The sequence below is a fragment of the Nonomuraea sp. KM90 genome, from assembly GCF_052246675.1.
GTDB lineage: Bacteria > Actinomycetota > Actinomycetes > Streptosporangiales > Streptosporangiaceae > Nonomuraea.
This window is the reverse complement of the sequence record NZ_JBQQCB010000102.1, coordinates 28,260-39,792: the sequence shown is the minus strand read 5'-3', so window position 1 is coordinate 39,792 and position 11,533 is coordinate 28,260. Positions and strand designations below refer to the sequence as shown.

At 66.9% G+C, this 11,533-nt stretch carries 12 protein-coding genes and 2 pseudogenes; 6 read left to right on the top strand and 8 right to left on the bottom strand.

Going from position 1 to position 11,533, the window contains the following annotated elements; genetic code table 11:
* Positions 1-218 precede the first annotated feature (218 nt).
* Positions 219-572, bottom strand: coding sequence for a DUF2809 domain-containing protein (locus ACTWPW_RS49225; protein WP_375117069.1), 354 nt, complete (start codon positions 570-572; stop codon positions 219-221).
* A gap of 1,284 nt (positions 573-1,856) precedes the next feature.
* Here ACTWPW_RS49225 and ACTWPW_RS49220 point away from each other — a divergent pair.
* Positions 1,857-2,432, top strand: a complete 576-nt coding sequence (locus ACTWPW_RS49220) for a GNAT family N-acetyltransferase (protein ID WP_443172879.1) — start codon at positions 1,857-1,859, stop codon at positions 2,430-2,432.
* Between the two features lie 282 nt (positions 2,433-2,714).
* On the opposite strand, the gene ACTWPW_RS49215 is transcribed toward ACTWPW_RS49220, so the two are convergent.
* Complete coding sequence (locus ACTWPW_RS49215) at positions 2,715-2,876, bottom strand: hypothetical protein (RefSeq protein ID WP_443172878.1); 162 nt, start codon at positions 2,874-2,876, stop codon at positions 2,715-2,717.
* Between the two features lie 56 nt (positions 2,877-2,932).
* On the opposite strand from ACTWPW_RS49215, the gene ACTWPW_RS49210 reads away from it, so the two are divergent.
* Positions 2,933-3,094 carry a hypothetical protein gene (locus ACTWPW_RS49210; RefSeq protein ID WP_375117066.1) on the top strand — a complete coding sequence of 54 codons (162 nt, stop codon included), beginning with the start codon at positions 2,933-2,935 and terminating at the stop codon, positions 3,092-3,094.
* 126 nt (positions 3,095-3,220) lie between these two features.
* Here ACTWPW_RS49210 and ACTWPW_RS49205 read toward each other — a convergent pair whose 3' ends face one another.
* Positions 3,221-3,655 (bottom strand): ester cyclase, encoded by a 435-nt coding sequence (locus ACTWPW_RS49205; protein WP_443172877.1) that lies wholly within the window; start codon positions 3,653-3,655, stop codon positions 3,221-3,223.
* Positions 3,656-4,025: 370 nt separating this feature from the next.
* Here ACTWPW_RS49205 and ACTWPW_RS49200 point away from each other — a divergent pair, with 370 nt between their 5' ends.
* Entirely contained in the window at positions 4,026-4,679 is a 654-nt protein-coding gene (locus ACTWPW_RS49200; RefSeq protein WP_443172876.1) for a TetR/AcrR family transcriptional regulator, read from the top strand.
* 737 nt (positions 4,680-5,416) lie between these two features.
* On the opposite strand, the gene ACTWPW_RS49195 is transcribed toward ACTWPW_RS49200, so the two are convergent.
* Entirely contained in the window at positions 5,417-6,727 is a 1,311-nt protein-coding gene (locus tag ACTWPW_RS49195; RefSeq protein ID WP_443172875.1) for an MFS transporter, read from the bottom strand.
* A gap of 214 nt (positions 6,728-6,941) precedes the next feature.
* On the opposite strand from ACTWPW_RS49195, the gene ACTWPW_RS49190 reads away from it, so the two are divergent.
* Together ACTWPW_RS49190 and ACTWPW_RS49185 are read left to right on the top strand one after the other, a co-directional pair.
* Positions 6,942-7,361: an IS5 family transposase gene (locus ACTWPW_RS49190; RefSeq protein WP_443172874.1), complete on the top strand. Its 420-nt coding sequence runs from the start codon at positions 6,942-6,944 to the stop codon at positions 7,359-7,361.
* A gap of 108 nt (positions 7,362-7,469) precedes the next feature.
* Positions 7,470-7,838: pseudogene (locus ACTWPW_RS49185) on the top strand (transposase); the annotation flags it as partial.
* Between the two features lie 451 nt (positions 7,839-8,289).
* On the opposite strand, the gene ACTWPW_RS49180 reads toward ACTWPW_RS49185, so the two are convergent.
* On the bottom strand, positions 8,290-8,466 hold the full coding sequence (locus tag ACTWPW_RS49180; RefSeq protein WP_443172873.1) for a hypothetical protein: 177 nt from the start codon (positions 8,464-8,466) through the stop codon (positions 8,290-8,292).
* Between the two features lie 144 nt (positions 8,467-8,610).
* On the opposite strand from ACTWPW_RS49180, the gene ACTWPW_RS49175 reads away from it, so the two are divergent.
* Entirely contained in the window at positions 8,611-9,009 is a 399-nt protein-coding gene (locus ACTWPW_RS49175; RefSeq protein WP_443172872.1) for a hypothetical protein, read from the top strand.
* A 145-nt stretch (positions 9,010-9,154) separates the two neighbouring features.
* Here ACTWPW_RS49175 and ACTWPW_RS49170 read toward each other — a convergent pair whose 3' ends face one another.
* The 3 genes and pseudogenes from ACTWPW_RS49170 to ACTWPW_RS49160 form a co-directional block, all read right to left on the bottom strand.
* Positions 9,155-10,360: an ABC transporter substrate-binding protein gene (locus ACTWPW_RS49170; protein ID WP_443172871.1), complete on the bottom strand. Its 1,206-nt coding sequence runs from the start codon at positions 10,358-10,360 to the stop codon at positions 9,155-9,157.
* 88 nt (positions 10,361-10,448) lie between these two features.
* A pseudogene (locus ACTWPW_RS49165) lies at positions 10,449-10,807 on the bottom strand (transposase); the annotation flags it as partial.
* 163 nt (positions 10,808-10,970) lie between these two features.
* Positions 10,971-11,327 (bottom strand): hypothetical protein, encoded by a 357-nt coding sequence (locus tag ACTWPW_RS49160; protein WP_375118718.1) that lies wholly within the window; start codon positions 11,325-11,327, stop codon positions 10,971-10,973.
* Positions 11,328-11,533: the final 206 nt, after the last annotated feature.

Genomic DNA, 11,533 nt, shown 5'->3' with positions numbered 1-11,533 from the left:
CGGCACCGCTCCGTCGCGGATCTTCTGCGCTGGTCAGACTGGCGCCGACGCCACCAGGCCACCGCCCGGCACTGCCACTACCAGCGCAGATCCGAACCATGATCGCGAAGTGTCACTGGAGTACTAGGCCTACCGCGCTTCTTGGGGGCCGGTACTGGCAGGGGCCGTTATCAAGTGACCTGAGTTCTCCTGCCGAGGGCTTGGAACGTCACGGAGAGTCAACCGGTCTGAGCGCCGGATCGGACCACTCGGCGTTCCCAGAGCAAGGCCGCGACCACACCGATGGCATAGGCGACCAGGTCCCATGGGTCGGGGAACGCGCCGACCAGGACACCGCCGATGCCCGGCGGGGTCATGCCGACTATTTGGTAGAACTCGACGGCAGCGGCGATCCCGGCCGTGGCCAGGGTGCGACGTGCGGCGGTGGTGCGCCACAGCAGCCCCACGAACGCGTAGACCAACATGGTGGCGGCGACGTCACTCACGTAACCGCGGATGAACGGTTGTCCCGGGCCCCGATAGAAGAGGACGAACGCGCCGAGGGCGAGGGCGGCGCCACCCAGAAGGACCATGGCACGGCGCATGAGATTGACATCTTCTCCGAATTTCAACGATCAGGACGAACCTGATCATAGGGCTCGTCCCCAGTGGAGGCATGCTGATTGCGGCAGGTCAGCGACCGCAGTGGCGTGCCATGGCGACGGCATGCCAGCACGCTGGAACGTAGTGACGATCCATCCGGAATGAGGCCCGGCCAGATGCAACATTGAGTGGATCTTGGTTCGCGTTTCCGGCAGGGGAACGACCAGCATCTCTGCCGTGATCTTCCCGTGCGGATATGACTGACCAGCGAACACGCTTCGCCAACTGGCAGGGGCCGTTGATTGACTGATCTGAGTTCTCCGGCCGAGCGGATCCATCTGTCACTTTGTGTGATCGCCAAGAGCGTAGGTCTTCCATGTTCCGCCACCCTCGGCTGCGAGGTTCTCGGCATGTTCGACGTGGTAGCGATGGCTATCTTGGGTTCTTGGCATCTTCTCGCAGGTCAGAGCGATATGATCTTGTCAGGCACGTTAACCGGTCTTGAAGGCATGTTGTATCGAAGGCGTGCCCAGGGGGTTCGGCGAAGGCAGGCGATGACGCGGTCGAGGGCTGAGGCGCGGGGAGTGTTGGCGTTGGCTGTGCGCGGCGTGGCCAGGAAGGCGACCGCGATGAGCGTCACGTGTCCCGTCGCGCAGCGCGGGGACCTGCGATGCCGCACTCACGCCAGCCACCGCGCGGAACCGTGGGCTGGGACGATGTACCGGATGACGTGCCGGAGTCGCGCGGCGGCCGGGGAAGTGGATCGCCTGCTCAGCACGCCCGTCATGATCGCTCACGTACGGGAGAAGCGGCCATTGTCACGTACGTCTTCGGAATCCCTGATCGCAGATGGAACGCACGGGCATACCGTTGAGCTCCCCTTCACCGGACCACCTATATGAGACGGCGTTCCCGGAGGTTGACCGTTTTCGCGTGTCGGTTTCTGAAGTCCTCTGCACTGATTCCCGAGGTCGTCTTCGAACCGACTGATCTGAACGCGCCTTGCTCGTCCGAGCTTCGCGGTACGCCGTCGCCGACGCCCTCCGCCACGCCCCCCCCAGACGGAGCCGACGACCCCGCCCGCCCTGTGACACCCGACCAATCCCGCCCCGGCCTCCGGGCCCACTTGATTTTCAGGACGCGGGTTTCCGGGAGCCCTGGTCGCTTCGGTGTCCTGTCGGTTCCTGTAGGGCGATCGCCGCGTCGTTGTCGGAGACGTCGTCCGCAGTAATCCGTTTGTGTATCACCACAGCCCGCTGTCAGTATGAGGGCCCATGCGTCACCCTCTTGACACGCTGGACTGGCCGATTTCCACCGAGCGGCTGCTGTTGCGCCGGGCTGCCCCCGACGACCTGGACGCGACCTGGGCCTTCCGGCAGCTGCCGGAGACTCACGAATGGGTCGCGGCCGCCACAGTGACCTACGGCGACTACCGTGAGCGTTTCCTCCGCGAGGAGCGGCTCGTAGATCTGCTCATCGTCGAACTGGACGGCCGGGTGATCGGCGACCTGACACTGAAGGTCCAGGACGGTTGGGCCCAGGAAGAGGTCGCTGACCAGGCGGAAAGCGTACAAGGAGAGCTCGGGTGGACGCTCGATCCCTCCTACGGCGGCAAGGGCTACGCCACCGAAGCGGTACGCGCCCTCATCGACATCTCCTTCAAGAGTTTTGGCCTGCGCCGCCTGCACGCGGACTGCTTCTACGACAACGAATCCTCGTGGCGGCTGATGGAGCGGGTCGGGATGCGCCGCGAACAGCACACGGTGAGAGACTCACTCCACCGCACCAAGGGATGGCTCGACGGTCTCTCATACGCGCTCCTGGCCGAGGAATGGCCCGCTCACGAGTGATTACGGCGGAGACGCTTGGGAGCCTCGCCGGGACGAAGATCACGCTGTCACCCATACACGCGGCCGCTCTCCTGCCGGCGGGCCGTCTCAGTAACAAGGGTTTCTGAGAATCAAGCCTGGTCCTTTTCTGGGCATTTGATGGGCAAGTCGCATGGAGACCGATCTGGCCAAGCGGTCGAGCGGCGTCGTGGCCGCCTTCCCCGACCTGGCCGACGAGTTAGCGTCGGTGCTGCGCCTACCAGGCCGGACGCGTCGAGTAGGCATCAAGCCGTGGGGCAGGGCTCAAGCCGTCGGGCAGAGGGCGGCTTCGACGGTTTTGATCACCGCGGGGACAATGGCGTTGTCGTCGACGGTGCTCCGCGTGATGGAGATGGCGAACTGCTGCCGGCCGCCGGCCGAGGAGAAGGTCAGTGTGGTGAGGCCGGGTGCCGAGCCGCCGAGCATCTGGCCTTTCAGCTTTCCTCCGCACAGGCCCGTGCCCTGCTGCGCGCAGGGTGCCGGTGAGGACCGCCTGCAGCGACGGCGGCAGCAGCCTGCCCTGGTCGAAGGCCCGCCGGAAGGTGCTGACGTCCTGCGTGGTCGAGACGACGCCGCCGGCGCCGTTGCCCCAGCTGGCGTTGAAGCGGTGCACGTCGCGCAGGGTGCCGGTGGAGTCGGGGTAGTAGCCGTGCCCGTGCGGGCCCTTGATACCCTGCGGGGGCTTGGTGGCCTGGTAGGTTCCCGTCATGCCGAGCGGGCGGACGAGGCGCCGGTCGAGCTCGCCGGCCGGTGCCGTCAGGCGCCGCCGTTCACGGGGCGGTCGGCGCCAAGCCGAGTTGCTCGAGCACGCCCAGCCGGTCCTCGTAGGTCCGTTCCTCGATGACCTTTCCCGCGTCCAGCGTGAAGATGCTGATTCCCCTGCGCGCGATTGTGGTGCCGACCGGAATCGTGACGTCCAGGAGAGGGTGCTTGAAGGGCTTTTTGGCCGTGCCGTTCATGGTCCATCGCACGACCACCTTGTTCCCTTCGGCGATGATGTCCTGGACGCCTCCGCTCAGGTTCTCGAAGAACTCCCGTGGGTTGTCCGATTCGCCGTGTGCGAGAAGGATCTCCCAATCGTCGGTGTCGGGCATGCCGGGTGTGTCGACGACCCGCATCCGGTCGAGGTCAACGACCGCTTCCCAGTTCTGTCTGCCACCGGCCAGGTAGCGACGGACAATGGCCTTGGTCTCTTCGATGGACATGGGCGTTATCCCTTTCCTTTCTCAGCCGTTGCGGGCTTAAGGGGTTGCATCAGGTGCAGGAGCGTGATGTGGCCGGCCGAGACGGCCCAGGGGCGTCCCACTTGGATCTTCACCGGCGATGGGCGATCGCGGTTCGGTGGAGACCACCGGGCGCCGAGGTCAATGGGACCGCAGCGTCCGGGGGTGACCAGGACGACTTGCTTCGACGCCGCTGGCCGTGCGGGCAGCGACATGCGGAAACGAACGATGTCCGGTTCGCGGGCTGGGTGGGCCGGGTGAACACGAGCCATAAAACTACACACGAAGGATATTTGCAACCTAGTTAAATTTTCCCTGGCATGTAAACTTGCCTTCCATGTAGAGTATGGCCATGGAGCAGACGCTGGGCCTGAGGGAACGCAAGAAGGAGTCCACGCGCCGCACGCTGGTCGCGGCCGCGGCGCGGCTGTTCGCGGAGAAGGGATACGGGCAGACCACGGTCGCGGAGATCGCGGCGGCGGCCGAGGTCTCCACCAAGACGCTCTTCAACTACTTCGGCGGCAAGGAGGACATCCTCTTCTCCGGCGACCGGCAGCGCCTGGACACCGCCCTGAGGGTGATCTCCGAGCGCGGCCCAGACGAGCAGCCGGCCGACCTGCTGGCACGCCTCGGGCAAGAGCTCATCACCTCATTCGCCGACCTCAACGGCGAGAGCGACGAGGTCACCGCGATCCCCTACTCGCTGCGTGTGCGGCTCATCCTGACAGTGCCGGAGCTGCAGGCCCGAACGATGCATGACTTGCAGGACGCCCAGCTGCGACTCGCCGAAGCGCTGCACGCGGCCTACCCCGACCGGCTCGACCGGATCATCGCCGCAGGCATCATCGGCGCATTGCTGGGCGCCGCCAACGTCACCCGGCTGGTCAGCATGAAGCACGGCGACAGGCCGCAGCAGGTCCTGGAAGCGACGCGACAGGGTCTCGACGTCGCCATGCGCGGCGTCGCCACCGCGGCGAACACCGCTGCCGCCAATCCGCCCTCTTGAGCTTTCGCCAGGTAAGAACTCGATGGTTATCTGGGGTTCTTGGCCTCTTCCAGCAGGTCAGAGTGAGATGATCTTGTCAGGCACGTAAGGCGTGTTCCCTGGCGATGAAAGACTGCAGCGCGGTGCCGGGATTCAGATCCGCGTCGTTTCGGCCACCAACGTGAACCTCAGGGGAGGAGCACAAGCGCCAGGTCGACGAGAAACAGAAGAGGAAGCCGACTTCATGGCCGGCGAACTCCTGATTCCGCTCGCCGGGACCTCGCGCATGGCGTTCGACGGCTTGGACAATACGCGTCGAGGTGGCCTACGACGTCAGCTCGCAGCGCACCCAGAAGCAGATGTACGGCCAGCGCATGCGAACACAACGCGCCGAACGCAAATGGGTGCGGCTCTTTCTGAGGGACCGAGCTGATCAGGCGATGAGCTCGTAGTCGTGTCGGCCGTGGACGCGTTGATGTTCTTGGCCGAGGTGATGGCGCCAGTATTCGGGCAGATCGTCGTTGCTGGTCCGCAACCACCGCAGGACCAGCGAGCTGGCCTGCCACTACTGCTTCGTCCCCGCAGGCCGGCCCGGTGCTCAGCCCCGCCTGATCGCCGCAGCCGGGTTGCGCTGGCCGGTGGAGAAAAGTCTCGAGTTCGAAAGAAAGGTGCACCTGTTTCTGCGCTGGAGACGGACGCGGTACTCGAATCCTCGCAGGTCAGGCGCAACTTTTTTCATGCTTCAGCGAAGTTGATCATCATTGCTGCATACCGGGAGGCTGGCTGGGGAGGGCCGGGAAGTCACGCATGCTGCGCATTGAGGTGGCGAGCAGGAGCAGCGGGGAGACGGCGAAGAAGGTGGCCAACACCCACATCGCGACGCCGACCCCGAAGGCTGTCGCCAGGACGCCGGCAGTGGCTGCGCCGAGCGGCACGGTGCCGGAGATGACGAACCGGGAGACCGCCGTGACCCGGCCCAGGAGGTGCGCCGGTATGTAGTTCACGCGGAAGGTAGCGGTGACGGTGCCCGACATCGTGGCGCCGAGCATGACCACGAACGATCCCACCGTGAACAGTGCCAGCTGCCAGCCAGGGCCACTGGCTGGCAGCAGCAGCATGAACGGCGCGGTCACGACATTGACCCCCACGTAGGTGCGTGCGCTGCCGAAGCGGGCGACGGCCCGGGACGCGAGCACGGCGCCCAGCAGGCCGCCCAGGCTGGCGAGGCTGATCAGGCCGCCCACAGTTCCCGGCGCGATACCTTCAGCGCGCACTAGGAAGACGATGCGCAGCGAGAACACGCCGAGCATCCCGAGGTTGATCATCGCCGCCACGATAAGCATGGGCAGCATGAACTCGCCGTACTTGAAGTACCCTAGGCCTTCGCTGAGCTGCCGGAGCATGCCGGGCCGCTCGCCCGCCGCCGCCCTCGGCTCGGGCGTGGTCCGCAATCTGAGCAGGCAGGCGGCCGAGACGATGAAGGTGACCGCGTCGATGAGCAGGCCGCCGACCGCTCCGGCCACCTCGGTGAGCAGACCGCCGAGGCCCGGGCCGGCGATCTCGGCGGCCGAGGCGCTGGCCTGGAGCTTGGCGTTGCCCTCCATCCGGTCATCCGGGGCCAGTAGGTGCGGCAAGTAGGCGTTGAATGCCAAGGTAAAGAACATGCTGGACGTGCCGGCGATCAGCACCGCGGCCAGCAGCATGGGCACGGTCAGCACACCGGTCCAGGCGGCGACCGGGATAGCGGTCAAGACCGCGGCGGACACCAGGTTGGCGGACACGAGGATGCGGCGGCGCGGCCAGCGGTCAACCCAGGTACCGGCCGGGAGGCCGATCAAGAACCAGGGCAGCCAGCTGGCTGCGGTCAGCAGGGCCACCGTGCCGGTGCTGGCATGCAGGACGGTTATCGCCAAGAACGGGACGGCCACCGTGGTGATCGCCGAGCCTAACCCGCTGACCGACTCCCCAGCCCACAGCAGGCCGAAGTTCCGGGTGCGGAACAGGCCGCCCGGCCGCCTTTTCTTAGCCACGGTGATGTGCGGCCAAACCCCCATCTCGCGATCACCCACCGAACTCACGGTAGCGCCACAGTCGGGAGTGGCGGCGGCATTTAACGGAGCGGTGCGACCGGGCGAGGTGGTGGCGCTGCGCTCTCTGCTCAGCCACTCCCTCAAAAGGAGCCGCACCCAACGCAAATACACCTTGGGACGGTCGAACCTCAGCAAGTCCCCGACCTAGGGAGTGTCTGACAAATGATCAACGTGCACGCTTGAATGGTCGATCGTGGTGCGACGTGGTGAGTTGACCGACAAGGCGTGGGCGCGGATCGAGCCGCTGCTGCCGGTGGCCGATGGCCGGGGCCGTCCCTGGCGTGATCACCGGCAGGTGATCGACGGCATCCTGTGGCGGCTGCGAGCCGGGACGCCGTGGCGGGACATCCCCGAGCGGTACGGGCCCTGGCAGACCGGCTACGAGCGGTTCAAACGCTGGGACGATGACGGCACCTGGGCCCAGCTGCTGGAGGAGATGCAGATCAAGGACGGCTCCCTCGGCCAGGTCGAGTTCACCGTGAGCATCGACTCCACCATCGCCCGCGCCCACCAGCACGCCGCCGGGGCCCGTAAAAGGGGGACGACGGCGGGACGATCGATACGAAGCAATCGCAAAACCGGCAGGCGCTCGGACGGTCCCGCGGCGGGCTGAGCACCAAACTGCACCTGCTGGTGGAGGCCCGGGGTCTGCCGCTGGTCCTGCACCTGACCGGCGCCAACATCGTGGACTGCACCCAGTTCGAGGCCGTGCTGGCCAAGCTCCGGCTGCGCCGCCCGAACGGCGGCCGCCCACGCACCCGCCCCGGACAAGCTGATCGGCGACAAGGGCTACTCCACCCGCGAGATCCGCCTCGACCTGCGCCGGCGCGGCATCAAGGCGGTCATCCCCGAACGCCGCGACCAGATCGCCAGCCGCAAACGCAAGGGCAGTCGCGGTGGCCGCCCGCACGCCTTCAATGCCCGCACCTACAAGCAGCGCAACCTGGTCGAGCGCTGCATCGGCAAACTCGAGCAATGGCGTGCCACCGCCACCCGCTTCGACAAGCTGGCCAGCCGCTACCTGGCAGGCGCCACCATCGCCTCGCTCATGCTCTGGCTCCGCAACACCGAATTGTCAGACACTCCCTAGTGACCCGGTCCGGTTCTGCCCAAGCGCCGAGTTGGGCACCCCGGCAGCTGACATCGACCGCGGCAAACGCCAGGAGGCGGCTGGGGAGCACAGCGGTAGAGCCACGATCGCTCAAACTTCGATGAGAATCGCTCAACCTTCGCTGCGACAGAACAAAGGTCATGACGATCAGGCCGACGATGGCCACAGTCATGTACGTGATAATGGCTTATTGCGTACATGAGCGATCACGGCGGCGCGGCGACCAGGACAACCCTCTACCGGGGCGGTGCGCGACTCCGGCACGTTATCCGGTACATCGCTCGGCCCGGCACGATCAGCACTGCCGGGCGGCCGGCATGAGCCCAGCGCCGAGGGTCGCCGCCTTACGCGGCGGGCACGTCAGTCTCGCCTCGGCCGCCGACGCCTTTCTCGCCACCCCGCGCGCGGCCAACCCCAACATCCACCGCGCCTACGCCTCGGCCATCGACCGCATCACTGCGCCGCTCGGCCGCGACCGGCCGCTCGCCGACGTCGCCGACGACGAGATCGGCACCGCGCTCACCGAGCTGTGGGGAGCGAGCGCGCCGGCGGCCTGGAACCGCAACCGCGCCGCCGTCACCTCCTGGCTGTCCTGGTGCCAGGCCAAGAAGCACTGGGCCGCACCGTCAGTGCCGGCTGAGGCCGAACGGCGTAAGGAGAGCGCCGACGAGACCCGCGCGGTCGCCAAGACCACCATCATCGGCTGCTGTCCCACCGCGACATCCCGCTCCGGAGGAAGACGCTGTGGCGGATGCTCTATGAAACGGCGGCCCGGGCCGCGGAGGTCCTGGCCGCGGAGGTCCTGGCGCTGCCGGACGGCAGCACGCGCACGCACGGCCCGCTCTTCCTGTCCGAACGACGCCCCGTCCCGGCCCGCCGCCCCGCGGCCGCCGACATCTGCCCGCACACCGGCCGCGCCCGCCTCGGCTACGACCGCGCTCGCGTCCTGCTGGACAAGCACGCCGGGCTCGACCTGCACCAGCTGCGCCACAGCGCCGCCACCCACATCGGCGAGGCCGAGATCCCGCTGCCGCTCATCATGGGCAAGACCCGCCACAAGAACCCCCGCACCGCCATGCGCGACGTCAAACCCGGCGCCGAAGCCATCGCCAAGGTCACCGAAGTCCTGGCACCCCGCCGTACCCACTGATCAACCGAGTGGCGGCTCGCCGCAGCTCTGGGAGTTCCGTGCCTTTATGGTCTCTTGCCGCAGGTCAGAGCCTGCTGACCTCTTCTTACATATGTGGCACGTTGGCCGATCTTCACAGCAGGTGGACGGGGACGATCAAGGAGTGTCAGCGCGTGGGCGTGAGGTCAGCCTCGACGGCCACCTCGGGCAGGCCCGTGTTGGTCACGATCGCCAGCTCGCTGCGATGGCGCCGTCCCGTCTGCCACTGGCCGCCGGCCAGCGGCACGAGTGCCACGTTGGGGGTCGGACCAGCGGTCCAGTCGAGTGTTCCGGCGATGGTGTCAAGCCGGGTACGGCCGACCGTCGCGGCCACCGAGCGCCGACAGGTCGGATCGTCGGCAGTGGCCAGGACATGGGCGGCCACTTCCAGCAACGCGTGGGCGAGTCCCAGGGGCTGCAACCATCGGTTGCCTGCGCGCTGCTCGTAGGCGTCGGCGAGTTGTGCGGTCGTCGTAGCATCCAGGCTGGAGCGGTATGGGTGGCGCGGGGACCAGTAGATCAAGGTAGCCACGCACGCCCGAGCGAGCGCGCTCTCCTCGGCCGTGCACGGGTAGGCCAGCCAGCGCGAGGAGGTGATCAGGCGAGGCCGTAGTCCCTGCTCGATGGCCTGCCGGTAGAAGAGCGTGAGATCGGCCTCGGTGGCAGCGCTGGTGACCACCTCGATGTCCTCGTCCAGGAATTGACGGATGTGCCCCTCGAAGCCGTCGGCAGGCTCGTGATAACTCCCCGGGTCGTTGATGACGTGGCCTCGCGCCCGCGCGCGGGGCAGGAAACCGTACCCGGGATGGCGCAGCAGCTGTCCCTGCAGATCGTCGTTCCATACGCAGCCCACGCGGGGACGCGGCATACAGCGCTGCCACAACTCGGCGAAGACGTCCGCGATGTCGTCGATGCCCCAGGCGAAGTGGTTTGTCCAGGTGAAAGGCCGCGAGGGATCGCCGCCGCGCCCGTACACGAAACCCTGCCAGGGGAACGCGGTGGAAAGGCACGGCACGCCGAGTTCCTCACACGTGTCGGCCACCGCGGGCAACACCTGGGTGCCTGCCATGGTCACCACGATCTGGGCGTTGTCCAACTGGATGAGATCCCGTACGGCCTGGCGGGCGGTGACCGGGTTGGAGCGGCTGTCGCGCCAGGCCAGCCGCACGGGATAGCGGTGTCTACCGTTGATGATGTGACGCAGAGCGGGGCGCAAGAACTCGATGGCGAAGGTGAGGGGGTCGCCGAGCCGCGACAGCCTGCCGGTGTGCGGAACGACCGCTCCCACGCACAACTCCCTGCCGTATTGACCGGCCGAATCGCTGCTCGTCATGCACTTATAGTAGCAATGCTGCTACTTTGTGTACCCAATGGGGTGGGTGACCGCGAACAGTCGCTTGTCGGTGATGGTGGAGATGGTCCAGGGACAAGACCATCTCGTCCACGCCGGACAGCCGGCGCTGCCGCTTGCGCACCAACTGGGGCTCGAAGGTGCCCGCCACATCGCGCGGCACCCGCACCTCGACCGGGCCGACGTCGGTCACCACGGTCTTGGTGCGACTGCCATCGCGGCTGTTGCCGCTGTCCTTCCCGGCCGGGTCGTGCCGGTCATGGCCGAGGTGATCGGTGATCTTGCCTTCCAGGGCCGACTCCAGCACCCGTTTGGTCAGCTGCTGCAGCAGGCCACCTCACCGGTCAGCTGCAGCCCCTCGCTACGGGCGATTGAATGCGCCTCACCTCTGCAGGTCGACCCTCGACAACGGCCCCGCCTGATGGAGATCGTCGACAATCGGGCGCGCATCGACGAAGCCCAGAAACGGGGCGAGTGTGACCAGCGGCCGAGAGTCGCCGGAACCGGTGCGGCCCACCCGCACCCGAGAGTGATCGTGGGAGCCCGGAAGAAGGGCACTGGCGAGGGCGAGATCAAGAAAGGCGGCCCAGGGTCACGGGCGCCCGGGCCACTTGAGGGAGCAGACATTGACGGTGCGGGTCGAGAACTTCGGGATCTGGATGAGCCTGGATCTCGGTGCGATCCGTCCGTTCGCGAGGCGCTTCACCCGGTAGGCGCCGGGCCGGCCCCGGAAGTAGTGCGTGCCGTTGTCGTCGCGCGCGCTGGCCGCGACGCCCGGACCCACGACCGTGACCGACACGCCCCCCACGTGGGCACACCTGAAGACCAGCTTGAGGAGTCCGTACGGCGGTGTCGCCGCGGCCGAGGGAGGTGCGAAGCCGACGGTGGCCGCGGCGAGGCTCATCGCGAGCGCGCCTGCAAGGGCAGAACGTCGGACAATGCCGAGCATGGTGATCCTTTCCTGGAGAACTCGGCCACTCTGGCCTCGTCTCCCATATGTGCAGCGTGTTTCGGAAAATGGTGAAGCGTTTGCGGGGGGTTTCTCGCAGCGTGCGGCGGACGAAGCGCTATAGATCTGGCCGAAATGCCCCGGCACTCGGGCCTGGCTTCCTTCCGTGGCCACGCCGGTTCCTGTGGTGGACGTGGCTCGGCCCC